28 protein-coding genes and 1 pseudogene are annotated in these 25,822 nt (G+C 71.1%); 9 read left to right on the forward strand and 20 right to left on the reverse strand.

Translation table 11 applies throughout. From position 1 onward, the window contains the following. Genes rplB through rpsJ form a run of 5 tightly spaced genes read right to left on the reverse strand, consistent with a single transcriptional unit; the run spans position 1 to position 2,789 of the window. Positions 1-837, reverse strand: a complete 837-nt coding sequence (gene rplB / locus ACNAYW_RS05865) for a 50S ribosomal protein L2 (protein ID WP_415848798.1) — start codon at positions 835-837, stop codon at positions 1-3. Then, positions 838-1,149, reverse strand: coding sequence for a 50S ribosomal protein L23 (rplW, locus tag ACNAYW_RS05870; RefSeq protein WP_068522672.1), 312 nt, complete (start codon positions 1,147-1,149; stop codon positions 838-840). Continuing rightward, the gene (gene rplD / locus ACNAYW_RS05875; RefSeq protein WP_415675607.1) at positions 1,149-1,802 is read right to left on the reverse strand and encodes a 50S ribosomal protein L4; all 654 of its coding nucleotides are present in this window, start codon (positions 1,800-1,802) and stop codon (positions 1,149-1,151) included. Before rplD ends, rplW begins: the two co-directional genes overlap by 1 nt. Further along, entirely contained in the window at positions 1,799-2,464 is a 666-nt protein-coding gene (rplC, locus tag ACNAYW_RS05880) for a 50S ribosomal protein L3 (RefSeq protein ID WP_415848799.1), read from the reverse strand. The genes rplD and rplC overlap by 4 nt, the downstream gene beginning before the upstream one ends. 19 nt (positions 2,465-2,483) lie before the next feature. Continuing rightward, positions 2,484-2,789, reverse strand: a complete 306-nt coding sequence (gene rpsJ, locus ACNAYW_RS05885; RefSeq protein ID WP_003938093.1) for a 30S ribosomal protein S10 — start codon at positions 2,787-2,789, stop codon at positions 2,484-2,486. Positions 2,790-3,152: 363 nt separating this feature from the next. Here rpsJ and ACNAYW_RS05890 point away from each other — a divergent pair, with 363 nt between their 5' ends. Continuing rightward, positions 3,153-4,166, forward strand: coding sequence for an alpha/beta hydrolase family protein (locus ACNAYW_RS05890; RefSeq protein WP_415848800.1), 1,014 nt, complete (start codon positions 3,153-3,155; stop codon positions 4,164-4,166). A 61-nt stretch (positions 4,167-4,227) separates the two neighbouring features. After that, the gene (locus ACNAYW_RS05895; RefSeq protein WP_415848801.1) at positions 4,228-4,710 is read left to right on the forward strand and encodes a hotdog fold domain-containing protein; all 483 of its coding nucleotides are present in this window, start codon (positions 4,228-4,230) and stop codon (positions 4,708-4,710) included. A gap of 1,392 nt (positions 4,711-6,102) precedes the next feature. Here ACNAYW_RS05895 and ACNAYW_RS05900 read toward each other — a convergent pair. Together ACNAYW_RS05900 and ACNAYW_RS05905 are read right to left on the reverse strand one after the other, a co-directional pair. Then, positions 6,103-7,020, reverse strand: a pseudogene (locus ACNAYW_RS05900) (serine/threonine-protein kinase); the annotation flags it as partial. 130 nt (positions 7,021-7,150) lie between these two features. After that, positions 7,151-8,248, reverse strand: coding sequence for a CaiB/BaiF CoA transferase family protein (locus ACNAYW_RS05905; protein ID WP_415848802.1), 1,098 nt, complete (start codon positions 8,246-8,248; stop codon positions 7,151-7,153). A gap of 33 nt (positions 8,249-8,281) precedes the next feature. On the opposite strand from ACNAYW_RS05905, the gene ACNAYW_RS05910 reads away from it, so the two are divergent. Together ACNAYW_RS05910 and ACNAYW_RS05915 are read left to right on the forward strand one after the other, a co-directional pair. Beyond that, a complete protein-coding gene (locus ACNAYW_RS05910; RefSeq protein WP_415848803.1) occupies positions 8,282-8,884 on the forward strand; it encodes an alpha/beta hydrolase family protein in 603 nt (200 codons plus the stop codon). Between the two features lie 60 nt (positions 8,885-8,944). Beyond that, a complete protein-coding gene (locus tag ACNAYW_RS05915) occupies positions 8,945-9,394 on the forward strand; it encodes a hypothetical protein (RefSeq protein WP_415848804.1) in 450 nt (149 codons plus the stop codon). Positions 9,395-9,418: 24 nt separating this feature from the next. Here the strand turns inward: ACNAYW_RS05915 and ACNAYW_RS05920 are convergent, their stop codons facing one another. Together ACNAYW_RS05920 and ACNAYW_RS05925 are read right to left on the reverse strand one after the other, a co-directional pair. Next, positions 9,419-10,906 (reverse strand): flavin-containing monooxygenase, encoded by a 1,488-nt coding sequence (locus ACNAYW_RS05920; RefSeq protein ID WP_415848805.1) that lies wholly within the window; start codon positions 10,904-10,906, stop codon positions 9,419-9,421. A 100-nt stretch (positions 10,907-11,006) separates the two neighbouring features. Beyond that, the gene (locus ACNAYW_RS05925) at positions 11,007-11,777 is read right to left on the reverse strand and encodes a M50 family metallopeptidase (RefSeq protein WP_415848806.1); all 771 of its coding nucleotides are present in this window, start codon (positions 11,775-11,777) and stop codon (positions 11,007-11,009) included. 116 nt (positions 11,778-11,893) lie between these two features. On the opposite strand from ACNAYW_RS05925, the gene ACNAYW_RS05930 reads away from it, so the two are divergent. Together ACNAYW_RS05930 and ACNAYW_RS05935 are read left to right on the forward strand one after the other, a co-directional pair. Continuing rightward, a complete protein-coding gene (locus ACNAYW_RS05930) occupies positions 11,894-12,916 on the forward strand; it encodes a 2Fe-2S iron-sulfur cluster-binding protein (RefSeq protein WP_415848807.1) in 1,023 nt (340 codons plus the stop codon). Next, positions 12,916-14,031, forward strand: coding sequence for an alcohol dehydrogenase catalytic domain-containing protein (locus ACNAYW_RS05935; RefSeq protein ID WP_415848808.1), 1,116 nt, complete (start codon positions 12,916-12,918; stop codon positions 14,029-14,031). Before ACNAYW_RS05930 ends, ACNAYW_RS05935 begins: the two co-directional genes overlap by 1 nt. Before the next feature lie 3 nt (positions 14,032-14,034). Here the strand turns inward: ACNAYW_RS05935 and ACNAYW_RS05940 are convergent, their stop codons facing one another. Further along, the gene (locus ACNAYW_RS05940) at positions 14,035-14,841 is read right to left on the reverse strand and encodes an SDR family oxidoreductase (protein WP_415848809.1); all 807 of its coding nucleotides are present in this window, start codon (positions 14,839-14,841) and stop codon (positions 14,035-14,037) included. Between the two features lie 103 nt (positions 14,842-14,944). On the opposite strand from ACNAYW_RS05940, the gene ACNAYW_RS05945 reads away from it, so the two are divergent. Together ACNAYW_RS05945 and ACNAYW_RS05950 are read left to right on the forward strand one after the other, a co-directional pair. Then, positions 14,945-15,103 (forward strand): DUF5302 domain-containing protein, encoded by a 159-nt coding sequence (locus tag ACNAYW_RS05945; protein ID WP_415675620.1) that lies wholly within the window; start codon positions 14,945-14,947, stop codon positions 15,101-15,103. Positions 15,104-15,357: 254 nt separating this feature from the next. Further along, positions 15,358-16,152, forward strand: a complete 795-nt coding sequence (locus ACNAYW_RS05950; RefSeq protein WP_415848810.1) for a hypothetical protein — start codon at positions 15,358-15,360, stop codon at positions 16,150-16,152. 16 nt (positions 16,153-16,168) lie between these two features. Here the strand turns inward: ACNAYW_RS05950 and ACNAYW_RS05955 are convergent, their stop codons facing one another. The 9 genes from ACNAYW_RS05955 to ACNAYW_RS05995 form a co-directional block, all read right to left on the reverse strand. Continuing rightward, a complete protein-coding gene (locus ACNAYW_RS05955) occupies positions 16,169-16,528 on the reverse strand; it encodes a DUF732 domain-containing protein (protein WP_415848811.1) in 360 nt (119 codons plus the stop codon). A gap of 192 nt (positions 16,529-16,720) precedes the next feature. After that, on the reverse strand, positions 16,721-17,911 hold the full coding sequence (tuf, locus tag ACNAYW_RS05960) for an elongation factor Tu (protein WP_415848812.1): 1,191 nt from the start codon (positions 17,909-17,911) through the stop codon (positions 16,721-16,723). A 122-nt stretch (positions 17,912-18,033) separates the two neighbouring features. Then, positions 18,034-20,139 (reverse strand): elongation factor G, encoded by a 2,106-nt coding sequence (fusA, locus tag ACNAYW_RS05965; protein ID WP_415848813.1) that lies wholly within the window; start codon positions 20,137-20,139, stop codon positions 18,034-18,036. A gap of 111 nt (positions 20,140-20,250) precedes the next feature. Beyond that, positions 20,251-20,721 carry a 30S ribosomal protein S7 gene (gene rpsG, locus ACNAYW_RS05970; protein ID WP_068522691.1) on the reverse strand — a complete coding sequence of 157 codons (471 nt, stop codon included), beginning with the start codon at positions 20,719-20,721 and terminating at the stop codon, positions 20,251-20,253. After that, positions 20,721-21,095, reverse strand: a complete 375-nt coding sequence (rpsL, locus tag ACNAYW_RS05975) for a 30S ribosomal protein S12 (RefSeq protein ID WP_068522692.1) — start codon at positions 21,093-21,095, stop codon at positions 20,721-20,723. The genes rpsG and rpsL overlap by 1 nt, the downstream gene beginning before the upstream one ends. A 343-nt stretch (positions 21,096-21,438) precedes the next feature. Then, a complete protein-coding gene (locus ACNAYW_RS05980; RefSeq protein WP_415848814.1) occupies positions 21,439-22,317 on the reverse strand; it encodes a DNA-3-methyladenine glycosylase family protein in 879 nt (292 codons plus the stop codon). A gap of 9 nt (positions 22,318-22,326) precedes the next feature. Continuing rightward, positions 22,327-22,722, reverse strand: coding sequence for a DUF5313 family protein (locus ACNAYW_RS05985; protein WP_415848815.1), 396 nt, complete (start codon positions 22,720-22,722; stop codon positions 22,327-22,329). A gap of 50 nt (positions 22,723-22,772) precedes the next feature. Then, entirely contained in the window at positions 22,773-23,546 is a 774-nt protein-coding gene (locus ACNAYW_RS05990; protein WP_415848816.1) for an ABC transporter permease, read from the reverse strand. After that, positions 23,543-24,424, reverse strand: a complete 882-nt coding sequence (locus ACNAYW_RS05995) for an ABC transporter ATP-binding protein (RefSeq protein ID WP_415848916.1) — start codon at positions 24,422-24,424, stop codon at positions 23,543-23,545. The genes ACNAYW_RS05990 and ACNAYW_RS05995 overlap by 4 nt, the downstream gene beginning before the upstream one ends. A 108-nt stretch (positions 24,425-24,532) precedes the next feature. Here ACNAYW_RS05995 and ACNAYW_RS06000 point away from each other — a divergent pair, with 108 nt between their 5' ends. Beyond that, complete coding sequence (locus tag ACNAYW_RS06000; RefSeq protein WP_415848817.1) at positions 24,533-25,456, forward strand: hypothetical protein; 924 nt, start codon at positions 24,533-24,535, stop codon at positions 25,454-25,456. 82 nt (positions 25,457-25,538) lie between these two features. Here ACNAYW_RS06000 and ACNAYW_RS06005 read toward each other — a convergent pair whose 3' ends face one another. Continuing rightward, on the reverse strand, positions 25,539-25,820 hold the full coding sequence (locus ACNAYW_RS06005; RefSeq protein WP_415848818.1) for a DUF2277 domain-containing protein: 282 nt from the start codon (positions 25,818-25,820) through the stop codon (positions 25,539-25,541). Positions 25,821-25,822: the final 2 nt, after the last annotated feature.

A 25,822-nucleotide genomic window follows, 5' to 3' on the forward strand; every position in this document is an offset into this window, starting at 1 on the left:
CTAGCGCTTGTTCTTACCGGACTTGCGGCGACGGACGATCATCTTGTCGCTCGCCTTGTTCTTGCGGGTGCGGCCCTCGGGCTTGCCCCACGGGCTCACCGGGTGGCGGCCACCGGAGGTCTTACCCTCACCACCGCCGTGCGGGTGGTCGACCGGGTTCATGACGACACCACGGACGGTCGGGCGCTTGCCCTTCCAGCGCATGCGGCCGGCCTTGCCCCAGTTGATGTTGCTCTGCTCGGCGTTGCCCACCTCGCCGACGGTGGCGCGGCAGCGCACGTCGACGCGACGGATCTCGCCGGAGGGCATACGCAGGGTCGCGTACGCGCCCTCCTTGCCCAGCAGCTGGATGCTGGCACCGGCCGAGCGGGCCATCTTGGCGCCGCCACCGGGACGCAGCTCCACGTTGTGGATCACCGTGCCGGCGGGGATGTTCCGCAGCGGCAGGCAGTTGCCCGGCTTGATGTCGGCGTTGGGGCCCGACTCCACGATGTCGCCCTGCTTCAGGTCCTTGGGCGCGAGGATGTAACGCTTCTCGCCGTCCAGGTAGTGCAGCAGCGCGATGCGCGAGGTGCGGTTGGGGTCGTACTCGATGTGCGCGACCTTGGCGTTGATGCCGTCCTTGTCGTGGCGACGGAAGTCGATCAGACGGTAGGCACGCTTGTGGCCGCCACCCTTGTGCCGGGTGGTGATGCGGCCGTGCGCGTTACGGCCACCACGGCCGTGCAGCGGGCGGACCAGCGACTTCTCCGGGGTCGAACGCGTGACCTCGTCGAACGTCGAGCCCGACGAGCCGCGGCGACCCGGAGTGGTCGGCTTGTACTTGCGGATAGCCATTTAGCTCGCGCCTCCGAAGATGTCGATGGGCTTGCTATCGGCACTCAGGGTCACGATGGCGCGCTTGGTGCTCTTGCGCTGACCGTAACCGGCACGGGTGCGCTTGCGCTTGCCCTGGCGGTTCAAGGTGTTGACGCTGTCGACCTTGACGCCGAAGACCTTCTCCACGGCGATCTTGATCTGCGTCTTGTTCGCGTCCGGGTGCACCACGAAGGTGTACGTGTTCTCCTCGATGAGGCCGTAGGCCTTCTCGGAGATCACCGGCGCGAGCAGGATGTCCCGCGGGTCGGCGGGGATGGTTGCGGTAGCCATCAGGCGTTCGCCTCCTCGGTCTTCGTGGCGCTCGCGATGAACGAACCCAGAGCCTCGCGGCTGAACACCAGATCATCGGCGTCCAGGACGTCGTAGGTGTTGAGCTGGTCGGCGTAGATCCACTTCGCGTTCGGCAGGTTCTGGACGCTGCGCTGCGCGGTCAGGTCCTCGCGGCCGACGACCACGAGGAACTTCTTGCGCTCCGACAGCGCGGCCAGGAACAGGCGGGCGGTCTTGGTCGACGCCTCCTGGCCGGCCACCAGCTCGGTGACGACGTGGATACGGTCCTCGCGAACCCGGTCGGTGAGGGCACCGCGCAGGGCGGCGGCCTTCATCTTCTTCGGGGTGCGCTGGCTGTAGTCACGCGGCTGCGGGCCGTGGACCGTGCCACCGCCGTTGAACTGCGGCGCGCGGGTCGAGCCCTGACGGGCGCGGCCGGTGCCCTTCTGGCGGTACGGCTTGCGGCCACCGCCGCGGACCTCGCCGCGGGTCTTGGTGGCGTGCGTGCCGGCGCGCGCAGCGGCGAGCTGCGCGACGACCACCTGGTGCATCAGCGCGATGTTGGGCTCGACGTCGAAGATCTCGGCGGGGAGCTCGACGGTGCCGTCGACCTTGCCGTCGGCGGTCTTCACATCAAGAGTCAGCTTGCTCATGCGCGAGCACCACCCTTCACTGCGGTACGGACCATCACGAGGCCGCCCTTGCGGCCGGGGATGGCGCCCTTGATCAGCAGGACGCCGGCCTCGGCGTCCACCTTGAACACGGACAGGTTCTGCGTGGTGACGTTGTCCGAGCCCATGCGGCCGGCCATCCGGACGCCCTTGAAGACGCGACCCGGGGTGGCGCAGCCACCGATGGAGCCCGGCGCACGGTGCACGGCCTGCACACCGTGGCTGGCGCCCAGGCCCGAGAAGCCGTGGCGCTTCATGACGCCCGCGTAGCCCTTGCCCTTGCTGACGCCGGTGACGTCGACGAAGTTGCCGGCCTCGAACACGTCGGCGCCCAGCTCCTGGCCCACCTCGTAGTCGGCGGCGGCATCGGCGTCGGCGAGCCGCAGCTCGGCGATGTGGCGACGCGGGGTGACACCGGCCTTGGCGAACTGGCCCGAGACGGGCTTGTTCACCTTGCGGGGGTCGATCGCGCCGAAGGCGAGCTGGACGGCGTCGTAGCCGTCGGTGGCCTGGGTACGGATCTGGGTGACCACGTTCGGCCCAGCCTTGACGACGGTGACCGGGACGACCCGGTTGTTCTCGTCGAAGACCTGGGTCATGCCGAGCTTGGTGCCCAGGATTCCCTTGATCTTGTTCTCAGTCATATCGTTTCTCCGCAGCCGCTTACTGGATGTTCACGTCGACGCTGGCCGGCAGGTCGATGCGCATCAGCGCGTCGACCGTCTTCGGCGTCGGGTCCAGGATGTCGATCAGCCGCTTGTGCGTACGCATCTCGAAGTGCTCGCGCGAGTCCTTGTACTTGTGCGGCGAGCGGATGACGCAGTACACGTTCTTCTCCGTCGGCAGCGGCACGGGACCGACGACACGGGCGCCGGTGCGAGTCACGGTCTCGACGATCTTCCGAGCAGACGCGTCGATCGCCTCATGGTCATAGGCCTTGAGCCTGATGCGGATCTTCTGTCCCGCCACGCTGTGTCCTCTTCCGTCAAGTGTTCAAACGTATTGCCAGACACACGGACAGCTGAATCACCTGCGGGAACGTATCCCGCTTGAAGTCGATCGACGCTGTTCATGTGTCAAATTGCTCCGGTCCACGCGGTCGGGCGTGTCGCGCTGGCGCTCATGCTCCGCCGGGTGTTCCGGTGGCTCCCTCGAGGGGTGCCGGGGCGATACCAGTCGGATGGACGACCCACACGGGGGACCGCGCCGCCCGACAAGGCAACCCGACCAGTATGCACTGCTCGGGCCGCATCTTCAAATCGAACCGGTCGATCCCGTCGCTGCGATTCGCGTCACACCCGCCCCCGGGCCGCGCTCTGGAAGAATATCGGCATGACCGAACGGAGCGTCGCCCCGAGGCCGGGCGCGCTGCTCCTGGCCGTGCTGCTGTGCGCCGCCGTCGTGCTGAGCGCCGGCTGCGCCGTCGTCCCGTCCGGCGACTCCGCGGCCTCCTCGTCCGCGGCGGCCTCGAAGCCCCGGGTCGTGCAGCGCCCCGTCGCAGCGGTGCGCGACGACGCGATCCGGTACCGCTACCCCGCCCCGAACGCGGACCCGCGGCAGAACTACGGCAACCTCTACCTCCCCCGCGGCTTCCACGCTCCGCGCAGCCTGCCGGTCGTGGTGCTGATCCACGGCGGCGGGTGGAAGAACCGCTCGAGCGCCGGGTACATGGCCGACGTGGCGCGGGCGCTGCAGGCGCAGGGCCTCGCGGTGTGGAACGTCGAGTACCGACGGGTCGGCTCGGGCGGGGGCTGGCCGACGACCTTCACCGACGTGGGCCACGCCGTGGACTTCGTGCCCACCCTGGCGGAGACCGCGCCCGCCCTGGACCCGGCGAACGTGATCCTCGTGGGGCACAGCGCGGGCGGCCAGCTCGCCGCGTGGGCGGCCGCCCGCCGCACGCTCCCCGCGGGTTCGCCGGGAGTGACCTGGCCCGCGGGCGGCGGCCCGACGGTGACCCCGCGCGTGTTCGTCTCCATGGCCGGAGTGCTCGACATGCGCACCAGCTCGCGCCTCAACGACCACGTGCGCAAGGCGCTCGGCGGCATGCCCGACCAGGTGCCGGACCGGTACGCGCTGGCGAACCCGATCCAGCGGATCGACCCGCTGATGCCGTCCGTCGCGATCCACGGCTCGGAGGATTCGATCGTGCCCGCCGGGGAGTCGAAGGACTTCGTCGCGGCGGCGCGGGCCCTGGGCGCCCCGTCGCTGTTCGTCGAGCTCGACGGGGCGAGCCACGGCGCCCCCGTCAACGTGCGCTCGCCGTACTGGCCCCGGATCCGGGAGACCATCGTGCGGCTGGCCGTGGAGGGCTTCGACCCCCTCGCCGCGAACCCACCGCGCTGACCCGCGCCCGCCCCGGGAGGAGCGCGGACCGTCGACCTTACTGTGGAGTAAGATAACGGCCATGACCGACACCTCCACGTTCAAGATGTGGCGCACGCTCAGCGACAAGCCGCTCGGCAAGCTGGCCTTCTCCGCCGCCGCCTCGCTCAAGGCGCCGTACTTCGCCTCCGTCACCCCGTACATCTCCGAGATCGAGTACGGGCGCGCCGTCGTCCACGGGCCGAAGTGGTGGTTCGTGCAGAACCACATCGGCACCTTCCACGCCATCGCGGCCTGCAACCTGGCCGAGGTCGGCATGGGCATGGTGATGGAGGCGTCCACGCCCGGCACCCACCGGTGGCTGCCGAAGTCGATGAAGGTCGACTACCTCGCCAAGGCCGAGTCCTCCCTCATCGCGACCGCGACACTGGGCGAGGAGGTCGACTGGGACGCCATCACCACCGGCCGCGAGGTGCCCGTGGACATCGCGATCCGCGACAAGAAGGGCACCGAGGTGGTGCACGCGAAGATCACGACCTGGGTCACACCCAAGCCCGCGAAGTGAGCCAATTCATCACCTCTGGTCACTTGAGTTAACCTGCGCATCATCGATCACTCGGTTTACAGGCGGTGTGGCGTGTGGCACGCTACCGTCGCACAGTCTTGCGCCGACCCGAGGAGGATCATGCGCCGCACCATCACGTCGATCGTGAGGACCACCGCCGCATCCGCGGCCGTCCTCGGCGGCGTCGTCGCGCTGCTCCCCGCCGCCGCGCAGGCGGAGCCGGTCGCGACCGTCTCGCCCGGCAGCTCGGTCCTGACCGTCACCAAGCTGGTCGGCAACGTCGCCGACGGCCGCGGCTGCACCGTCGGTTTCGTCGGGCAGCGGCCCGACGGCACCCGCGTGGGCCTGTACGCCGGGCACTGCGGCGCACAGGGACAGCAGGTCGTCGTGAACGGGCGGATCGTCGGCGTGAACACCGGCTCGTCGGCCCCCGCGCTGACCAAGTCCGACACCTTCGTCGTGCCCGACGCCCCCGACTGGGGCGTCTTCACGCTGGACCCCAAGCTCGCGAAGGCCGCCCCCGGCGNCCGCGTCCGGCCCACCTCGGTGGGCACCGCCCGCGCCGGCGACCAGGTGTGCAGCCAGGGCGTCTCGTCGGGCTGGCGCTGCGGTTCCGTGGTGAGCGTGGACGGCGGCTACATCGCCACCACCATCCCCGTGCAGGTCGGCGACAGCGGCGGCCCGCTGATCCGGTCCTCCGACAACGCCGCGCTCGGCATCGCCAGCCGCGCCGCCACCTTCGACGGCCCCCTCGCCCGCAACGGCTCGCTGTTCTACGACCTGGGCTCGACGCTGCGCGCGACCGGCACCTCGCTCGTCGTCGGCTAGCGGCCCGCACCGGACGGACGGGCCACCCGCTCGGCTCGACTCTCGGATTCCGTCCGATTCGGACTCGCTGTGCGTACCGGACGGAATCCGAGAGTCCGCTGTGCGCTACTCGCTGAACCAGAGTCGCGACGACTGCGGCGCCCAGATCAGTAGCAGCACCGGCACCGTGACGACGACACCTATACAGCTCGCGATCATCAGGAGCGCCCCGACGGTCGCCGCCCACAGCGCGCCCTTCGTGCGCTTCGTCAGCAGCATCGCGGCCGCGACACCCGCGCCGACGACGCCGGCGATGAACCCCACCATCAACGCGACGTCACCGCCGTCGACGTGCCCTTCGAGGCCGCCGATGATCCCCAACAGCGCGAGCGGCGCGAAGACCAGGCACAGCACGCCGGCCACGAGGACCTGCCACGGCCGCTTCGCCGGGACGGGCGCGGCCGCGACAGCGGGGAACGACGGCTGCGAGCCGTAGGGCGCCACCGGGGCCGACGGCCTGATGTACGTCGCCTGCCCGTACTGCGCGGGCGGCGTCGCCTGCCCGTACGGCGGCGGGGTCGGCANCGTCGGGGCCTGGGGCGACGGGGTCTGGGCGCGCAGCGGCGGCGGCGTGGTGCGCGGCAGCGGACCCGACCCGAGGTGCGCGGCCTCGGCCTCGAGCGCGCGGACGAAGTCGGCGCAGGTGCGGAACCGGCGGGCCGGGTCGGCCGCCATGCCGGTGGCGAGCGCGCGGTCGAGTGGGGCGAGGCGCGGGTCGGTGTCGGCGGCGCGCGGCACCTCGCCGCGCATCTTCCGGCTGATCACGGCGCCGGGCGTGGTGCCGGCGAAGGGGCTGCGGCCGGTGAGCAGGGTCAGGGCCGTGGCGGCGAGCGCGTACTGGTCGGTGCGGCCGTCGACGGCCTCGTCCGCCAACTGCTCCGGCGCCGCGTACGTCACGGTGCCCACCGCGGTGTTCGTGGCGGTGAGGCCGGCGTCGTCGTCCATGCGCCGGGCGATGCCGAAGTCGGCGAGGAGCACGCGGCCGCCCGCGTCGGCGCCCGACTCCGCGAGGAGGATGTTCGCGGGCTTCACGTCGCGGTGGATCAGGCCCTTGGCGTGGGCGTGGTCGAGCGCGGACGCGACCTGGGTGATCACGGAGACCACGTCGGCGACGGGCAGTCCGCGCGGGTGCCGGTCCCGGATCAGCTGGTCGAGGTCGACGCCGGCGACGTAGTCCATCGAGAGCCACAGTTTGCCGTCGGCCTCGCCGCGGTCGTGCACCCCCACGATGTTCGGGTGGAACAGCGTGGCAGCGAGGTCCGCCTCGCGGTTGAACCGCACGCGGTAGGACTCGTCCGTGGAGAGGTCCTGCGGGAGGATCTTCAGCGCCTCCTCGCGCGGGAGCCGCGGGTGCGCGACCAGGTAGACCTCGCCCATCCCGCCCGCACCCAACCGGCGGACCACCCGGAACCCGGCGAATTCCGCACCGGCCTGCATCGACATGCGCGAATCCTAGCGGCCGCCGCGGGCGCCTCCGGGCATACCTCCCGAAACCGGCCGGATTTGCGATCGCGCCGCGAATACTGCGGCGCGACCGCGATTTCCGCCGGTTTCGGGAAGCGCTACCGGGCGATCAGTCGCGCCAGAGCGTCGCCGGGTCGACGGCCGCGGGGTTCGGCGCCTCGGGAGTACCCGCGGGGGTACGGGAGAAGCGCGGCGCGGGCATCGGCGCCATCGCTCCCCCGACCTCCTGCAGGTTCTGCCGGGCCGCCATGTGCGGATGCTCCGACGCCTCCTCGAAGGTGAGGATCGGGGCGACGCAGGCGTCCGAGTCGAAGAAGATCTCGGCCCACTCGTCGCGGGTCCTCGTCTTGATCGCGGTCTCCAGCGCGGCGCGCAGCTCCGGCCACCGGGCCTGATCGAGCTGGTAGGGCAGGTCCTCCTGCTTCAAGCCCAGCTTGCTCAGCAGCTCGGCGAAGAACTGCGGCTCGATCGCGCCGACGGAGACGTACTTGCCGTCGGCGGTCTCGTAGGTGTCGTAGAAGGGCGCGCCGCCGTCGAGGGTGTTCACGCCGCGCTCGTCGCTCCAGATGCCCTGGCCCCGGAAGTCCCACTGCATCTGCCCGATGAGCGAGGCACCGTCGACCATGGCGACGTCGATGACCTGCCCCCTGCCCGACGTGTTCCGCTCGTAGAGCGCCGCGAGCACGCCGAACACGAGGAACATCGAACCGCCGGCGAAGTCGCCCACGAGGTTGAGCGGCGGCACCGGGCGCTCGCCCCGGCGGCCGATGGCGTGCAGCAGGCCGGTGATCGAGATGTAGTTCATGTCGTGGCCGGCGCGCTGGGCGAACGGGCCGTCCTGGCCCCAGCCGGTCATCCGGGCGAAGACGATGCGCGGGTTGCGCTCGAGCACGACGTCCGGCCCGAGACCGAGGCGCTCCATGACGCCGGGGCGGAAGCCCTCGACGATCACGTCGGCGCGGTCGATCAGCTCGAGGATGGTGGCGATGTCGTCGGGGTTCTTCAGGTCGGCCTCGACGATGGTGCGGCCGCGCTTGACGCCCGACGGCTTGCCGGTCAGGCCGGCCACGCCGACCCCGGGACGCTGCACCGAGACGACGTCGGCGCCCTGGTCGGCGAGGAGCATCGCGGCGTGCGGCGCAGGTCCGAGACCTGCGAATTCGACGACCTTCAGCCCGACGAGGGGCCCCTGGTGAGAAACAGTCATGGGTGCAGGTTATCGGGATCGTAGGCTGGGCGGGTGACCTGGCTCTCCATTCACGATCCCGACGACGCCGCTCGCGCCACGCTGATCCTCGCGCACGGCGCGGGCGGCAACCGCGACCAGGCGATGCTCACGGCGCTCGGCGCGGAGCTCGCGCAGCGCGGCGTACGCACCGTCCGCATCGACCTGCCGTTCCGGCGCAACCGGCCGAAGGGGCCGCCGTCCCCCGCGGGCCAGCCGGCGGACCGCGCCGCCTTCGCGGAGACCGCGCGCATCCTCGAGATCGACGGCCCCGTGCTGTGGGGCGGGCACAGCTACGGCGGGCGGATGGCGTCGATGGCCGTCGCCGAGGGCCCGGACCGTCCCGACGGGCTCGTGCTCCTCTCCTACCCGCTGCACCCGCCCGGCCGGCCGGAGAAGGCGCGCACGGCGCACCTGCCGGACATCGCGATCCCGACGGTGCTGGTGCACGGCCGGCGCGATCCGTTCGCCTCGCCCGAGGAACTGGCCGACGCCGCGGCCCTCATCGCCGGCCCGACGACGATCGTCGAGGTCGCAGCCGCGCACGACCTGGCGCCCGCGAAGTCCGGCGCGCCCGCGAAGGCCGCCGACGCGGTGATCGCTCTGCTCGACGCGTAACACTCGCAAACACTCCGACGATCCCTGAGCGAAGGCAATTATCTGAGCAAAGGAGATCACATGATTCACACCCGCTCCGCCCTCGCCCTCGCCGCCGGTGCAGCACTCGCCGGCGGCCTCGCCCTTCCCGCGGCCGCGCAGGCCGCACCGGGGGCACAGCTCCCGATCTGCACCGCGCCGGACGGCGGCGCGAGTGTCTCCGTCGGTCACAGCCTCGGCAGCGACGGCTACCTCCACCCCGTTCCCGGCAAGATCGACGTCTCCGTCGGCCCCGGGGGCCGCGCGTTCCCTACGGACACCCGCACCGACCTCCGCGTCGCGTGGACGAACCGCGCGACCGGCGCCACCGGCGTGGTGAACGGCACCAAGATCCTCACCCCGCAGGACCGCGCGATGTGGTTCCCGCACGTGGCGACCGGCGCCGGCGTCATCGAGTTCACCGGCACCGTCACGCCGCGCGTGCCCGGCGGCGCACCGTCGGCCTGCACCGGCGTCTTCGAGGTGAAATAGGGCCCGGCCCGACCCGATCGGCGGCTACGCGAAGGCGTAGTCGTCGATCGGGAAGGTGCGCGCGTCGCGGCGCGCGCCGAGCACGGAACTGGGCCGCAGCAGCGTGGCCTCGCCGTGCGGATCGAAGTAGTAGCTGCGGCTGCCCTCGCACGCGCCGAGCTGGAAGACGGACCGCTCCAGCCGGCCACTCATCCGCTCCAGGAAGCGGGCGTTCGCCTGCTCCGTCACCTCGACGGTGCGCGCGCCGGTCCGGTCGATCTCGTCGAAGACGCGGCGCAGGTGCACCATCTGCGCCTCGATGGTCCAGAAGTAGCTCAGGCCCGTGTAGCTGTAGGGGCTGTGCAGGCTGAAGAAGTTGGGGAACTTCGGCACGGCCATGCCCTCGTAGGCCTGGAACCGGCCCTCGCGCCAGAATTCGCCGAGGTTGCGGCCGTCGCGGCCGGTCACGTCGATCGCGGGGAAGTTCTTCTCCCACAGCGAGAACCCCGTCGCAAGCACGAGCGCGTCGAGCTCGTGGACCGTGCCGTCGGTCATCTCGATGCCGTGCGGCAGCACCTGGCGGATCGACGAGGCCTCCAGCGTCACGTTGTCGCGGTTGAAGGTCGGGAAGTAGGCGTTGGAGAAGGTGGGCCGCTTGCAGCCGAACGAGTACGACGGGGTGAGCGCCGCGCGGGTCTGCGGGTCGCGCACCTGCGCGCGCAGGTGGGCCTTGGCGAGCACGGCCGCGATGTCGTTGAACCGGTGGCCGTACTTGTAGTTGAGCACGCCCACCGTGCTCAGCACCTCGAGTGCCGTCGAATTCGCCAGCCGCGCAGCGCGTTGCGTGATCGGCAGCCGCCCGAACAGCGCCTGCACCGGCGCCGGGACCTCGAAATCGACCTTCGGCACCACCCAGATCGGGGTGCGCTGGAACACGGTGAGGTGCCCGGCGACCTTCGCCAGCTCCGGCACCAGCTGCACGCCGGTGGCGCCGGTCCCGATGACCCCGATCCGCTGCCCGGTGAGGTCGGCGTCGTCGTCCCACTTCGCGCTGTGGATGACGGTGCCGGCGAAGTCGTCGATGCCCTCGATGTCCGGCAGCTTGGGCTGGCTGAGGAAGCCGGTGGCGGTGATGAGGTAGCGGGTGCGGAGCTTCTGCTCGAGGCCGCCGTCGCGCACGACGGTGACCTCCCACTCGGCGGCCCGCGGGTCCCACGCGGCGGCCGTGACGTCGACGCCGAAGCGCATCAGCCGCCGCAGGCCGTACTTGTCGGCCACGTGGCTCGCGTAGCCCTTGAGCTCGGAGCCGGGGGCGTACAGGCGCGACCAGTTCGGGTTGGGCTCGAAGGAGTACGAGTAGGTCACCGACGCGATGTCCACGGACAGGCCCGGGTAGTGGTTGACGTGCCACGTGCCACCCAGGTCGTCCTCGCGCTCGAGGATGAGGATGTCGCTGCGGCCGCGGCCGAGGAGTTCGATCGCGGCGCCCATGCCGCCGAACCCCGCGCCGACGATGATCACGTCGTGAGCCATGTCCACTCCCTTTCGGCGAACGGGACGTCAGTTCCCACCACGAAATCTACACCACTGTAGGACCGAGGCCCGGCCCCGTCGCTCGGCGCTGAGAGCGGGCTCAGAACGGGAGGCCCCCGGCCCGCGCGACCAGTAGGAGCGCGCCCACCACGGCTCCCCCGCCGGTCAGCGTCGCGAACAGCACCACCCACAGGCCGCCGGGGATCCGGGTCAGCCGCGCCAGCTGGTCGGCGTCGCTCTCGTGGCCCCGGCCGCGGCGTCGCACCTGCTGCAGCTCGACGACGGCGCGCGGCGCCCCGACCAGGAGGAACCAGGTGCCCAGGTGGGCCAGCGCGACCTTGGCCTCCGGCGGCGCCCACCAGGAGACGGCGACGACGACGGCTGCGGCGAGGAGCACCACGTACAGGCCGAAGAAGTTGCGGATCTGCACCAGCAACAGCGCCAGCAGGAGCACGGCGGCCCAGAGCGCGGCCAGCGCGTAGCCGCGGGCGAGGAACACGGCCGCGACCAGGCCGATGACCGTCGGCGCCGGGTAGCCGGCCGCGAACGTGGCGACCGTTCCGGGCCCCCGCGGCCGTCCGCGCGAGACGGTGAGCCCGGACGAGTCGGAGTGCAGCCGCACCCCGCTCAGCCGGCGTCCGCACAGCATCGCGACCACGGCGTGCCCGCCCTCGTGCGCGATGGTCACCACGTGCCTGGCCCGGCGCCACGCCGGCCGCCACAGGACCAGCACGAGCGCGGCGACGGCCGTGCCCAGCAGCACCGCGGGCCCGGGGACGGGCTGGCGATCGGCCACGTCGGCGACGACGCGGTCCCAGGCGTGGGCGAGGGCGTCGGGAAGGGCGGAATCCACCCGGTGCACGGTAGTCATGGCCGCTGAGTGCTCGCTGAACGCGGGAGTCAGGGCGGGCCGCGGGCCGCTCCGTGTGAGGAATCGGTCGCTGGGCGGGCACAATCGCACACACGCCCGGCCGATAACCTGGACCCATGAGCCTCACCCCCCATTCGAGCCGCAGTCAGATCGTCACCGTCACCGAGGTGATCGACGAGACGGCGCTCGCGAAGTCCTTCGTCTTCGACGCGGAGTGGGATTACCGGCCCGGACAGTTCGTCACCGTCCGCGTCCCGTCGGAGCGGACGGGATCCGTCGCCCGCTCGTACTCGCTGTACACCTCCCCCTTCGACGACGCCAAGCCCGGCGTGACCGTCAAGCGGACCGTCGACGGGTACGCCTCGAACTGGCTCTGCGACAACATCGCCGCCGGCGACGAGCTCGAGGTCCTACCGCCGTCCGGCGTCTTCGTGCCCGAGAGCCTCGACGTGCCGCTGCTGCTCCTCGCCGCGGGCAGCGGCATCACGCCGATCATGTCCATCCTGTCGGCGGCGCTGACGGCGGGGACGCAGCCCATCACGCTGCTGTACGCCAACGCCGACCCCGAGGCCACGATCTTCCGCGCCGAGATCGCGCGACTCGAGGCGGAGCACGAGCGGCTCACCGTGATCTGGTGGATGGAGTCCGAGCGTGGCATCCCCGACGCCGACATGCTGTCCGCGCTGCTCACGCCCTACCACTCACGCGCGACGTACCTGTGCGGCCGCGACGAGTTCATGGCCGCCTGCAAGGAGGCCGCGAAGGTCATCGGCACCCCGCGCGAGCTGGTGCACCAGGAGATCTACGCCTCCCTCACCGGCGACGCCTTCGCCGACATCGTCCCGCACGAGGTGGAGGTCACGGCCGACTCGCCCCAGGTCACCGTCCACAACCTGGGCGCGAGCTTCACGGTGCCGTGGCCCGCGGGCGAGTCGCTCGTGGACGTGCTCATCAACAACGGCCACGACGTGCCGTACTCGTGCCAGTCGGGCGAGTGCGCCACGTGCCTGTGCAAGCTGACGAAGGGCACCGTCGCGATGGCGGTGACCGACGGACTCGACCCCGACGACGCCGACGACGGCTACATTCTGGGGTGCCAGGCGAAGCCGACGTCGCCGGAGTTGGAGGTCGAGTACTGATGCGGATCCGCGGAGCGGTGCTGGAGGAGATCGGGCGCGCGCGTCCGTATGCGCAGTCGACGCCGATCTCGGTGGGCGAGCTCGAGCTCGCGCCGCCGGGCCCCGGCGAGCTGCTGGTCCGCATCGAGGCCGCGGGCCTGTGCCATTCGGACCTGTCCGTGGTCGACGGCAACCGCGTCCGGCCCGTGCCGATGCTGCTGGGCCACGAGGCCGCGGGCATCGTCGAGGCGCTCGGACCGGGGACCGAGGGGGTCGCGGTCGGCGACCGCGTCGTCATGGCCTTCCTCCCCCGCTGCGGCGAGTGCGCGAATTGCCGTACCGACGGCCAGCTTCCGTGCACGCCGGGCAGCGTCGCCAACAACGCCGGCGAGCTGCTCGGCGGCGGCCGCCGCCTCTCGCGCTCCGGGGAGGACGTCCATCATCACCTCGGGGTCTCCGGCTTCGCGACGCACGCCGTGGTGGACACCCGCTCCGTCACGCGCGTGGATTCCGATGTGCCGCCGGAGATCGCGGCCGTCCTGGGCTGCGCGGTGCTCACCGGCGGCGGCGCGGTGCTCAACGCCGGCGCACCGTCGGGCGGCGACGACGTGATCGTCATCGGCCTGGGCGGGGTCGGCATGGCCGCCGTGCTCACCGCGCTGTCCCTGCAGGCCGACGGTGCCGTCGGCCGCGTGATCGGCGTCGACGCGCAGCCCGCGAAGCTCGACGCCGTGCGCGCGCTCGGTGCCGACGCCGCCTACACGCCCGAGGAACTCGCCGCCGAGGGCGTCCGCGCGCCCGTCGTCATCGAGGCCGCCGGGCATCCCCGCGCGTTCGAGTCCGCGGTTGCCGCGACCGCTGTCGGCGGCCGGACGGTGACCGTCGGGTTGCCGAACCCCGCTGCACGGTCGGAGATCAGCCCGCTGGTGCTCACCGCGGAGGCCCGCACCATCATCGGCAGTTACCTCGGCTCCGCCGTGCCGCAGCGCGACATCCCGCGCTACGTCGAGCTGTGGCGCGCCGGTCGCCTGCCGGTGGAGAAGCTCATCTCCGGCGTCATCACGCTCGACCAGATCAACGAGGGCATGGACTCCCTGGCCGACGGTGCCGCCGTCCGCCAGGTGATCCGCTTCTGACACCTACTCCGGCGGGGATGCGGGACGCGGCCAGTCCGTCGGGCGCTGCTGGGCGTCGAGGCCACCGTCGGCGAAGACGACGGAACCGACGCAGTACCCGGACTCCGGGCCGAGCAGGAACTGCGCCAGCGCGGCGATCTCCTCCGGCCGCCCGGCGCGGCCGGCGGGGATCAGCTCGAGGAAGGCGTCCATCGCTGCGCCGAGCTGCGGGTCGGCGCGACCGGCCTGCGTCATCGGGGTGTCGATGAGCCCCGGCGCGATGGCGTTGAGGCGGATGCCCTGCCGCACGTACTCGGCGGCGTGCGTGCGGACGAAGTACGCCAGCGCCGCCTTCGTGGCCGGATAGGCCAGGATCGAGGCGTACTCGCCGTACGAATCCGCGAGGTCGGCGGCGGCGTGCTCGTCGCCCGCGAGGCACGTCTCGGCCAGCTCCAGGGGCCACCCCGGTTGGGTGGTGGTGGAGTTCGAGCTCACCAGCAGCGCCGACGACGGCCCGCGCGCCAGCAGCGGCCGCAGCCCCACCAGTAGGTCGACGGCCCCGAAGTAGTTCACCGCGACGACCGACGCGCCGGACCGCCCCGCCGCCGGGCCGAGCCCGGCGAAGGCCGCGAAGCCCCCGAGCGGTGCGGAACCCACGAGCTCCCCGATCCGCGCGACCGCCTCGAACCGGCCGCCGGGCGTCCCGAGATCGGCCTCGACGTCGGTCCCGCGCAGATCGACGCCGATCACCCCGTGCCCCGCGGCGTGCAGCCGCTCCGCGGTCGCCGCGCCCAACCCCGACGCCGCCCCCGTCACCACGTACATGCTCATGACTGTAGATCCTTCCCCCAGCGAACGGCCTTCCGGCAAATCGGGTGACATCCGCCCCTGTCCGGTTTAGCGTGAACCCACGCCGACGAGAGGAGACGACACCATGACCGCCGACGGTATCGCCGACAAGTTCAAGGAAGCACTCGAACGCAAGAACGCGTCGAATCGCAAGGGATCCGCCCACCTCGATGGTGCTGCCAAGCCGCAGACCCCGCACGGGTCGGAGAGCCACCAGCAGCAGTTCCGCCGCAAGAGCGGATAACCGCACGACGCCCGAGGCCCGGCGACCCCAAACGGAGGCGCCGGGCCTTCTGCGTACGGGGCGGCCGCGTGGTGACCGTCACCTCCTGCCATCGGCGGCGTATCGGGGCATCCGATAGACTTGCGATCGCACTACGACGGTCGCACGAGGAGGGTGTCATCGACCTTCCGCTGCTCATCCCCGTACCGATCGTGCGCCGCCCGGAGCCGATGGGCGCGCCACCGGAAGACCCTGCCGTCCATCAGGTCCGGGCCGTGATCGCGTCGATCCTCGGGTCGCTCCGCGGTGGTCCGCACCTCCCGGAATCGGGCCTGAACTGGGCCGCCGCCTACCTCACCCGCGGCCCCGAGCCGCTCCTCGTCGCCACCACCACCGACGCCGGCTGGCTGCCGCTCGGCACCATCGTCCCCGCCGGCGTGCGCGTGCTGTGGAACGTCCCCACCGCGGCCGCGTGGTCCACCGTCGACGACCCCGTGCGCCAGCTGGTGGAGTTCGCCGAGGCCGAGGGCTACACGATCCACGGGGTCGCCACCACGCATCCCAGCCGCGCGCATCACATCCCGAACGGCCCGTGGAAACTCGTGGGCGAGCGCCATCCCGGCCCGGTGCTGCCGCACCGGCTGACGCGGTTCGAGCTCGTCGCCTCCCCCGCGCGCGTCGCCCACATCCGCGCCCTGCATCCCGACGAGGCCGACCGGCAGTCCCGCGCCCTCCTGCGCGACCTGGAGCGGGTCACCGTCGAACCCGAGTACGCGATCGGCGTCGACGAGGCCCGTACCGAGGCCCGTCGGTACCTCGCGGCGGGGCACGACGTCCCGCCGGCCGTCCTCGACCAGTTGCTCCTCGACCAGGAGGCGCTCGGCGACGCCCTGAGCCTGACGCGGATCCCGCCGCGGTCGCTGACCGCGGGCAGCGGCCCGCCCGACGGGGCCGCGCTCCGGTCCCGGCTCGTCGAGCGGGCGCTGGTGGAGGTCGCGATCTCGGCGGCCCGGCACGACCTGGAGTCCGCGATCTACGGCTGGACCTTCGCCCGCTACCTGGCCCGCTGAGCGGTCCCGGCGCGCGTCACGGGTAGGTCTTGTACCGGTCCCAGTGGCGGACGCACAGGTACTGCGCGGCGTAGAGGACCAGCTGCTGCCGCTCCCACAGCGGGAAGGCCCGCTCGTCGTTGTAGAGGTCGCGCGTCGCGCCGGCGGTGCTCGCGGGGTTCCGGTCCAACGCGGCGCACGCCCGGTAGCCGAAGCGCACCATCTGGGCGTCGGTGGTGCGGTCGCCGAACGGCTTCGTGAAGTCGTGCAGGTTCTTCGAGGCCACGACGAACCGGCCCTCGTCGAGCCGGCCGTCCGCCTGCGCGGGCGCCTGCACCAGCGCGGCGCACCCCAGCGCAGCAAGGCCCGCCACCAGCACCCTCATCAGCTTCGGCATCCGTGTTCTCCTCGCCTCCGGTGGGTCGGGCCCCCACCTCTCGAAGGATTATCGCCGACGGCGACCCGCTCCGGCAGGGAATCCCCGAGCCCGCGGCGGGCGGCACCGTCGGCCCCGGAGAAGGAACCCGGAAACGCGGAACGGCGCCCCTCCCCGAAGGGAGGAGCGCCGTTCACGGCTGACTACCGAAGATCAGGCGATGATCTTGGTGACGCGGCCGGCACCCACGGTGCGGCCACCCTCGCGGATCGCGAAGCGCAGGCCCTCGTCCATGGCGACCGGCTGGATGAGCTTGACGCTCATCTCGGTGTTGTCGCCGGGCATGACCATCTCGGTGCCCTCGGGGAGGGTCACGACGCCGGTCACGTCCGTGGTACGGAAGTAGAACTGCGGGCGGTAGTTGTTGAAGAACGGGGTGTGGCGGCCACCCTCGTCCTTCGACAGGATGTACGCCTGGCCCTCGAACTCCGTGTGGGGAGTGGTGGTGCCGGGCTTCACGACGACCTGGCCGCGCTCGACGTCCTCACGCTTGAGGCCACGGACCAGCAGGCCGACGTTGTCGCCCGCCTGGCCCGAGTCCAGCAGCTTGCGGAACATCTCGATGCCGGTGACGGTGGTCTTCGTCGACTTCTCGCGGATGCCGACGATCTCGACCTCCTCGTTGACGTTGACGATGCCGCGCTCGACACGACCGGTGACGACGGTGCCACGACCGGTGATCGTGAAGACGTCCTCGACGGGCATGAGGAAGGGCTTGTCGGTCTCACGCTCGGGATCCGGGATCGACGAGTCGACCGCGTTCATGAGCTCGAGGATCGACTCGGTCCACTTCTCGTCGCCCTGCAGGGCCTGGTAGCCCGACACGCGGACGACGGGGGCGTCCTCGTCGAACTCCTGCGAACCCAGCAGCTCGCGGACCTCCATCTCGACGAGCTCGAGGATCTCCTCGTCGTCGACCATGTCGCACTTGTTCAGGGCGACCAGGATGTAGGGCACGCCGACCTGGCGGGCGAGCAGCACGTGCTCGCGGGTCTGCGGCATCGGGCCGTCGGTGGCGGCCACGACCAGGATCGCGCCGTCCATCTGAGCGGCACCGGTGATCATGTTCTTGATGTAGTCGGCGTGACCCGGCGCATCGACGTGAGCGTAGTGGCGCTTCTCGGTCTGGTACTCGACGTGCGAGATGTTGATCGTGATGCCACGAGCCTTCTCCTCGGGCGCCTTATCGATCTGATCGAACGCCGAGGCCTCGTTGAGGTCCGGGTACTTCTCGGCCAGAACCTTGGTGATGGCAGCCGTCAGGGTGGTCTTGCCGTGGTCGACGTGACCGATGGTGCCGATGTTCACGTGCGGCTTGGTCCGCTCGAACTTCGCCTTCGCCACTTTGTGTCCTCCTGGACGTAGTGCTTGCCGGGCCGGTTGCCCCGCAAGGGTGTATTTGTTACTGGTTGTTCGACGCCGAGGCGCCAGGCGCAAGTGCGCCACGCTCCGGAGAGCGGGGAGAATTACTCCCCGTTCACCTTCGCGATGATCTCCTTCGACACGTTCGCCGGAACCTCGGCGTACGAGTCGAAGACCATGGAGTAGTTCGCCCGGCCCTGGGTCTTCGACCGGAGGTCGCCGATGTAGCCGAACATCTCCGACAGCGGGACCTGAGCCTTCACGAGGCGGGCACCGCTGCGTTCCTCCATGGCCTGGATCTGGCCACGGCGGGAGTTGAGGTCGCCGATCACGTCACCCATGTAGTCCTCGGGGGTCGTGACCTCGACGGCCATGATGGGCTCGAGGATGACGGGACCGGCCATGCGCGCGGCCTCCTTGAAGGCCTGCGCGCCGGCGATCTTGAACGCCATCTCGGACGAGTCCACGTCGTGGTACGCGCCGTCGAGCAGCGTGACCTTGACGTTCACCAGCGGGTAGCCCGCGAGCACGCCGTACTGCATCGCGTCCTGCGCACCGGCGTCGACCGAAGGGATGTACTCCTTCGGGACGCGGCCACCGGTCACGGCGTTGACGAACTCGTAGGTGGCGCCGTCCTCGGCGTCCTCCAGCGGCTCCAGCTTGATGATGACGCGCGCGAACTGGCCCGAGCCACCCGTCTGCTTCTTGTGGGTGTACTCGTGCTTCTCGACGGGACGGCGGACCGTCTCGCGGTAGGCCACCTGCGGCTTGCCGACGTTGGCCTCGACCTTGAACTCGCGACGCATGCGGTCGACGAGGATGTCGAGGTGCAGCTCGCCCATGCCGCCGATGACGGTCTGGCCGGTCTGATCGTCGAGCTCGACGGAGAAGGTGGGATCCTCCTCGGCGAGCTTCTGGATCGCGACGCCGAGCTTCTCCTGGTCCGACTTGGTCTTCGGCTCGATCGAGACGTTGATGACCGGGTCCGGGAAGGACATGGACTCGAGCACGATCGGGTTCGCCGGATCGCAGAGGGTGTCACCGGTCGTGGTGTTCTTCAGACCGATCATCGCGTAGATGTGACCGGCGGTCGCATCCTCGACGGGCATCTCCTTGTTGGCGTGCATCTGGAAGAGCTTGCCGATGCGCTCCTTGTTGCCCTTCGTGGCGTTGAGCACGCCCGTGCCCGAGTCGATGTGACCCGAGTACACGCGGACGAAGGTCAGCTTGCCGAAGAACGGGTGCGCGGCGATCTTGAAGGCCAGGGCCGCGAACGGCTCGTCCTTGCTGGGCTTGCGCGTGAGGATCTTCTCCTCGTCGCCCACGGCGTGGCCCTCGATGGAGGGCACGTCGAGCGGGCTGGGGAGGTAGTCGATCACGGCGTCGAGCATGGGCTGCACGCCCTTGTTCTTGAACGCCGAGCCGCACAGCACGGGGTAGAGCTCGCGCGAGACGGTGAGCTTGCGGATCTGAGCCTTGATCTCGTCGATCGAGAGCTCCTCGCCGGCGAAGTACTTCTCCATCAGCGACTCGTCGGACTCGGCGACGGTCTCGAGCAGCTTCTCGCGGTACTCGGCGGCCTTGTCGGCAAGGTCGGCGGGGATCTCCTCGATGGTCGGCTCGGCGCCGATCTCGACGACACCGCGCCAGGTGATGGCCTTCATCTCGAGCAGGTCGACGACACCGTCGAACTCGTCCTCGGCGCCGATCGGCAGCTGCAGGACGAGCGGCTTCGCACCGAGGCGGTCCTCGATGGTGCGCACGGTGAAGTAGAAGTCGGCGCCCAGCTTGTCCATCTTGTTGACGAAGCAGATACGCGGGACGTCGTACTTCTCAGCCTGACGCCACACCTGCTCCGACTGGGGCTCGACGCCCTCCTTGCCGTCGAAGACGGCGACGGCGCCGTCGAGCACGCGGAGCGAACGCTCCACCTCGACCGTGAAGTCGACGTGCCCGGGGGTGTCGATGATGTTGATCTGGTTCTTCTTCCAGAAGCAGGTCACGGCTGCGGAGGTGATGGTGATACCCCGCTCCTTCTCCTGCTCCATCCAGTCGGTGGTCGAGGCACCGTCGTGGGTCTCACCGATCTTGTAGTTCACGCCGGTGTAGAAGAGGATGCGCTCGGTCGTGGTGGTCTTACCGGCATCGATATGCGCCATGATGCCGATGTTGCGGACCTTCGTGAGGTCGGTAAGCACTTCCTGTGCCACGGTGGTAAGCCTCGTTCTCGTTAAAGGATGGTGGGAACGCCGCCGCGAGAGCGGCATCCGGTGCTCCGGTGTCCCGCGGACCGGCCGGGCGGGCCGGCCCGCGGGATCAGATCACCAGCGGTAGTGCGCGAACGCCCGGTTGGCCTCGGCCATCTTGTGGGTGTCCTCGCGACGCTTCACGGAAGCGCCCAGGCCGTTGCTCGCGTCGAGGATCTCGTTGGCGAGCCGCTCGACCATGGTCTTCTCGCGACGCTGCCGCGTGAAGGTCACCAGCCAGCGCAGCGCGAGGGTGTTGGCACGACCGGCCTTCACCTCGATCGGCACCTGGTAGGTGGCGCCACCGACGCGACGGCTCTTCACCTCGAGCGACGGGCGGACGTTGTCGAGCGCCTTCTTGAGGGTGAGAACCGGATCGGTACCGGTCTTCTCCCGGGTCGCCTCGAGCGCGCCGTAGACGATGCGCTCGGCGGTGGACTTCTTGCCGTCCAGCAGCACCTTGTTCACCAGCTGCGTGACGACCTGCGAGCCGTAGACGGGGTCATTGACGACGGGGCGCTTGGGCGCCGGTCCCTTACGAGGCATCAGCCCTTCTCCTTCTTCGCGCCGTAGCGGCTCCGCGCCTGCTTGCGGTTCTTGACACCCTGGGTGTCGAGCGAACCGCGGATGATCTTGTAGCGAACACCCGGGAGGTCCTTCACACGACCGCCGCGGACGAGCACCATCGAGTGCTCCTGAAGGTTGTGGCCTTCGCCGGGGATGTACGCGGTGACCTCGACCGAGCTCGTCAGGCGGACACGGGCGACCTTACGGAGAGCCGAGTTCGGCTTCTTCGGGGTCGTGGTGTAGACGCGGGTGCACACGCCACGACGCTGCGGCGAGCCCTTGAGGGCGGCCACCTTCGTCTTGGACGCCTTGTCCCGGCGGCCCTTGCGGACCAGCTGGTTGATAGTTGGCATAGAAGCGCTGTTTCCTTCGTTTCGGCTGTCGCCGACCGCACGGCCGGCTTGTTCCTACTGCTGCGGTTGTAGCTCCGGGCAAGGCGCACGCCCCACGAATGGAGTGGACGACTTCCGCAGCGCGGCCCCACCGGCTTCGACGACTCGCGCCGTTTCCGCTGGTCAGTCCCGTTTCCGGGAAGTAGCTACCCGCCTCGCACGTACCCCGAGGTCGGGCGTGTCGCGTGTCTGTGGGCGGTTCCGGAGGTCCGGCCTAACCATGGACACGTGAGAATAGTCCTGGTTACCCAGGCACGGCGACCAAGCTTACCCGCCTGAACTCACACTGGTCAAAATGCATCGCCTACAGGCCACGATAGTCGCGGACCGACACCCGTGGGCCGCGGCGTTCGCGGTCGACGCCCGCCCGGACCAGCAGCCGGATCACCCGCCCGCGCTGGCCGCGGTAGGGCTCGAGCACATCGAGCATTCCAGGATCGTCCAACGCCTCGCCCGCGAGGGCTATTCCCACGATGCGCGGGAGGTGGTAATCGCCCACCGGAACGGCGTCCGGATCGCCGCACGCCCGCCCGAGCAGGTCCCCGACGGTCCACGGACCGATGCCGGGCAGAGCCCCGAGTCTCGCGGGGCGGTGCTCGACCTCGACGGCGCTCGCCCCGATGATCGTGCGCATCCGGACCGGCTCGACGCCGGCGCGGTGCCATTCCCACGCGGGGATCGCGGCCCACTCGGCCCGCGGGGGCGGAACCCGCAGGTCGGGCATCCCGGACGGCCCAGGCGCGACGGTGCCGAACCGTCGGACCAGGTACCGCCACGATCGCCACGCCTCGGCGCCGACCACCTTCTGTTCCAGGACGGTCGGGACGAGGGTCTCCCAGATCCGGTGGGAGCGGGTGAGGCGCAGCCCGGGTGAGGCGGCCACGGCCCGCTCGACGACGGCGTGCCGCGGGCGCAGGGCCGACGGGTCGTCGTCCGCGCCGGCCAGCGCGGGGGCGTGGTCGAGGAGCCAGTCCGCGCCGCTCCCCCACGCCTGCGCGGTCACCGCGCCATCGGCCAGGCGCAGCCGGACGGTCCCCGGGCCGTCCGGGGTGTGCACGGCGCGCCACAGCGCACCGTCGGGCGTGCGCGCGTAGGCCGGATCGCCCGCGCCGCGACGGAGCACGCCGACGGTGCCGTGCAGGTCGAGGGGGTGGGCCGGGACCCATGAGCGTTCTGCCGTCACCCGGCGAGGCTACGCCGCCCGGTGCCGGTACTTGTGCTCGTAGACCTGGGCGCGGCGACGGTGCTCCTCCAGCTGTTTCCCGCTCTCGATGGTCGGGTCGATGTCGTTGTCGGCGAGCAGCTCCTGCAGGTAGATCGACCGCAGGCCGCCGATGAAGACGATGGCCGGCAGGGCCATCATCGCGACGAGCGCGAACTTGACCCAGGCCGGCGAGGGCAGCGCCAGGGCGAACACGAGGAAGGGCACGAACATCAGCGCGCCCCGGATGAAGAAGCGGCGGTTGTGGCCGGGGCCGGTGGCGTCGTTGACCACCCAGTCGTGCATGGAATCGGGCAGGCGCATCCCCATGAGGTACTTCACCCGCTGGACGAGGTTCGGTGTGGTTCGAGGCGTGTGCGTGGACATACCTCGAGGCTACGCCGATGTGATACCGGTCACAATCGCCCGGAAGGCGCTCACCGCTCGGCGCTGCGCCGGTATGCGAGCGCGGCCGCCCCGGCGAAGACCGCGAACCAGACGACCACGTTGATCACGGCCCCGAGCAGCGGCGTGTGCGCCCCGGTGAGCGTCTCGCCCCCGGTCAGCGGGTACCGCGCGAGTGCCGTGATCCCGTACATCGGCGTGCACTGCGCGAAGGTGAGCATCCCGCCCGAGAGCGGGAAGAAGACGTTGCCGCCGAAGGCGAGCACCGTGAGCAGCAGCCCCGGGACGTGCATCACGATCTCCGGCCGCAGGGCGAGACCCAACGCGAGCCCGAGCGCCCCGAACAGCGCGGAACCGAGCCACGCGATCAGCAACGAGAACACCCAGACCTGCGGCTCCGCGTGCGCGCCCGTCACCGCGGAGAGCACCGCCAGCACCACGACGGGCAGCGCGGACATCGTCAGGGCGCTCACCACCTTCGAGGCGATGTACCCGGGCGGGCGGAGGGGCGTGAGCCGCAGCGTGCGCACCCACCCCGTCGATCGCTCGGCCGCGACCTGCGCCGCGGTCGTCGTGGCCGCGGCGGCGGCGCCGTACAGGGCGAGGCCGATCATCATCCAGGCGGCGAAGTCGCCGTGCGCGAACCGCGCGTCCGGCCCCGCCTGGGCGTGCAGCGCCAGGTACAGCACCACCGGCAGGACCGTGGTGATGATGAGGGTCTGCCGGTTGCGCAGCTGGCGCCGCACGTCGAGCAGCAGGAACCGGGGCGTGAGCCCCCAGAGCGTCGTGGTGGCGGTGGTGGTCATGCCTTCTCCTCGGTGAGCTGGAGGAACGCCTCTTCGAGACCGTGCGTGAGGGTCTCGACGTCGCGGGCGTCGGTGCGGGTGAGCAGGAATCGGAGCGCGTCGTCGGAGGCGCGCGGGTCGCCGTCGACGGCGAAGACGGTGCGCTCGCCCCGCACCTCCGCCACGCGCAGGCCGGGCACGGCATCGACGAGGGCGGCGGCGCCGTCGGAGCCGAGGACCGCGGAGACGCGGCGGCCGGTGGCGGCGGCTCGGACGTCGGCGGTGGCGCCATCGGCGACGATCCGCCCGCCCGCGATCATCACCACCCGGTCGGCGAACTGGTCCGCCTCCTCGAGGTAGTGGGTGGCGAACAGCACCGTCGCGCCCCGGCGGGCGTCGGCGCGGACGGCGGACCAGAACCGGCGCCGCGCGTCGACGTCCATGCCGGCGGTGGGCTCGTCGAGGATCAGCAGGTCGGGTTCGGCGAGCAGGGCGAGGGCGAACCGCAGGGCCTGCTGCTGCCCGCCGGAGCACTTCCCGACGGTGCGCCGCCGCAGGTCGTCGAGCCCGGCGCGCGCGATCGCGGCATCCGGGTCGGAACCGGGGTGCAGTGCCGCGATCAGGTCGACGGTGTCCTGCACGGTGAGGGTGGGCAGGAGGCCGCCCGACTGCTGCACGGCGGCGACGGTGCCTGTGTGCGAGGCGGTGCCGGAGTCCGGGGCGATGAGGCCGAGGATCATGTCGATGGTGGTGCTCTTCCCCGCGCCGTTGGGGCCGAGGAAGGCGACCACCTCGCCCTGCCGGACGGTGAGGTCGATGGCGTCGACGGCGGTGAACCGCTCCCCCGTCGCGGTCGGATAGGTCTTGGTCAGCGATCTGAGTTCCAGTGCCGGTGTCATGGCGTCGACGATGCCCGTGACCTGCGCCGATCGGATCCACCCGCGGGTGGAGTCACGGGTGGAGATCGCCCCTGTGACGCGACTCACAGGCGGAGTAGATTCACTGCCATGCGCAGACTGCTGTCCCTGCCCCTCGCGGCGGCGTTCGCGCTGTCCGCGGCCGTTCCCACCGTCGCCGCGACGCCCCCGCCGGGCGCGCTGCTCGGCGAGTTCGCGCAGAACCAGCTCGAGAACTGCGCCGCGATCTGCCCGTACGCGCTACAGGGCGCGGTCGGGGTACCCGCGGGCCTGCTCGCAGCGCCGGGCGCGGCGCTGGCCGCGGCCCCGGGCGGCCCGTTCCGGGCGTTCGGGGCGGGCGCGGCGGCGGTGACCGGGCCCGCGGACGCCGCGATGACGGGGATCATCGGCAACGACCTGAACCAGGTGGTGCCGCGGTTCCAGAACGGCGTGGTCATCGGGCTGCTCGACCTGATGCGGATCGGGGGCGGGACCGGCTCGGTCGGGGCGCTGCGCACGGACCTGTTCGCCGCGCTGCAGGAACCCCTGCCGCCGGTGGCCCCGACGCCGCCTCCGCTCACGACGCCGGCCCCCTTCCCCAGCGCGCCGGTGCCGCAGGGCCCGGTCGAGGCGGCGGCGGTGCGGGGGACGAACGTCTTCTTCGCGGCGGCCTTCTCCGTTCCGGAGCTGTCGCTCCTCGGGGCGACGCAGACCGCGAACGCCGCGGCGACGACGCTCGCGGGGACCGGCGACCCGGTCGCGGCGGTGCAGGCGGGACTCGACGCCGCCGGCGCCGTGGCGGCGGAGAACACGCGGATCCTGGAGCGGGCACTCTCGTCGCCGCCGACCAGCGAGTCCGGCACGAGCGCGCGGTCGACGAGCTCCGACGATGCCGCGGGCCCGGTTGGCGCCGGAGGCGCCGGGCAGAGCGCGGCGGCCGGCGTCGATCCCGCCGGCTCGGGATCCACCGGCGCCGACTCGTCCGGCACCTCCGATCCGTCCGGGGTGACGGGGCTCGCCGGCGACGCGGACTGAGCCCTCGCGAGCCCGCCATCGCCGGCCCGCCTTCGCCGCCCGCCATCGCCGGCTCGCTGTCACGGCNGGCGATGCCGCNCGCTCAGGCCGACGCGGCGGCGCGCGCCTCGATGCGCGCGCGGACCTCGGGGCGTCGCAGGGGCGGCACCGTCTTCGGCGGCTGCCGGCGCGCGGGCAGCGCGTCGAGCAGCTCCTCCGTCGCGGCGGTGACCGCGGCGACGGCCTTCTCGAAGGCGTCGCGGTTGGCGTCGCTCACCTTCTGCACGCCCGAGACCTTGCGCACGTACTGCCGCGCGGCGGCCTCGATCTCCTCGTCGGTGGCGGCGGGTTCGAGTCCCCGCAGTTCAGTGATGTTCCGGCACATAC

It is taken from the genome of Tsukamurella ocularis, from assembly GCF_965138335.1.
GTDB lineage: Bacteria > Actinomycetota > Actinomycetes > Mycobacteriales > Mycobacteriaceae > Tsukamurella > Tsukamurella ocularis_A.

Excerpts from the sequence above, each read along its gene's own strand:
- rplC (WP_415848799.1), bottom strand. The coding sequence starts at position 2,464 with ATGACTGAGAACAAGATCAAGGGAATCCTGGGCACCAAGCTCGGCATG.
- rplW (WP_068522672.1), bottom strand. The coding sequence starts at position 1,149 with ATGGCTACCGCAACCATCCCCGCCGACCCGCGGGACATCCTGCTCGCG.
- ACNAYW_RS05945 (WP_415675620.1), top strand. The coding sequence starts at position 14,945 with ATGACCGCCGACGGTATCGCCGACAAGTTCAAGGAAGCACTCGAACGC.
- ACNAYW_RS05890 (WP_415848800.1), top strand. The coding sequence starts at position 3,153 with ATGACCGAACGGAGCGTCGCCCCGAGGCCGGGCGCGCTGCTCCTGGCC.
- ACNAYW_RS05905 (WP_415848802.1), bottom strand. The coding sequence starts at position 8,248 with ATGACTGTTTCTCACCAGGGGCCCCTCGTCGGGCTGAAGGTCGTCGAA.
- ACNAYW_RS05935 (WP_415848808.1), top strand. The coding sequence starts at position 12,916 with ATGCGGATCCGCGGAGCGGTGCTGGAGGAGATCGGGCGCGCGCGTCCG.
- ACNAYW_RS05920 (WP_415848805.1), bottom strand. The coding sequence starts at position 10,906 with ATGGCTCACGACGTGATCATCGTCGGCGCGGGGTTCGGCGGCATGGGC.
- ACNAYW_RS05995 (WP_415848916.1), bottom strand. The coding sequence starts at position 24,424 with ATGACACCGGCACTGGAACTCAGATCGCTGACCAAGACCTATCCGACC.
- rplB (WP_415848798.1), bottom strand. The coding sequence starts at position 837 with ATGGCTATCCGCAAGTACAAGCCGACCACTCCGGGTCGCCGCGGCTCG.
- ACNAYW_RS05895 (WP_415848801.1), top strand. The coding sequence starts at position 4,228 with ATGACCGACACCTCCACGTTCAAGATGTGGCGCACGCTCAGCGACAAG.
- ACNAYW_RS05985 (WP_415848815.1), bottom strand. The coding sequence starts at position 22,722 with ATGTCCACGCACACGCCTCGAACCACACCGAACCTCGTCCAGCGGGTG.
- ACNAYW_RS05990 (WP_415848816.1), bottom strand. The coding sequence starts at position 23,546 with ATGACCACCACCGCCACCACGACGCTCTGGGGGCTCACGCCCCGGTTC.
- ACNAYW_RS05925 (WP_415848806.1), bottom strand. The coding sequence starts at position 11,777 with ATGACTACCGTGCACCGGGTGGATTCCGCCCTTCCCGACGCCCTCGCC.
- ACNAYW_RS06005 (WP_415848818.1), bottom strand. The coding sequence starts at position 25,820 with ATGTGCCGGAACATCACTGAACTGCGGGGACTCGAACCCGCCGCCACC.
- rpsG (WP_068522691.1), bottom strand. The coding sequence starts at position 20,721 with ATGCCTCGTAAGGGACCGGCGCCCAAGCGCCCCGTCGTCAATGACCCC.
- ACNAYW_RS05930 (WP_415848807.1), top strand. The coding sequence starts at position 11,894 with ATGAGCCTCACCCCCCATTCGAGCCGCAGTCAGATCGTCACCGTCACC.
- ACNAYW_RS05955 (WP_415848811.1), bottom strand. The coding sequence starts at position 16,528 with ATGCCGAAGCTGATGAGGGTGCTGGTGGCGGGCCTTGCTGCGCTGGGG.
- rplD (WP_415675607.1), bottom strand. The coding sequence starts at position 1,802 with ATGAGCAAGCTGACTCTTGATGTGAAGACCGCCGACGGCAAGGTCGAC.
- ACNAYW_RS05915 (WP_415848804.1), top strand. The coding sequence starts at position 8,945 with ATGATTCACACCCGCTCCGCCCTCGCCCTCGCCGCCGGTGCAGCACTC.
- rpsL (WP_068522692.1), bottom strand. The coding sequence starts at position 21,095 with ATGCCAACTATCAACCAGCTGGTCCGCAAGGGCCGCCGGGACAAGGCG.
- ACNAYW_RS06000 (WP_415848817.1), top strand. The coding sequence starts at position 24,533 with ATGCGCAGACTGCTGTCCCTGCCCCTCGCGGCGGCGTTCGCGCTGTCC.
- ACNAYW_RS05940 (WP_415848809.1), bottom strand. The coding sequence starts at position 14,841 with ATGAGCATGTACGTGGTGACGGGGGCGGCGTCGGGGTTGGGCGCGGCG.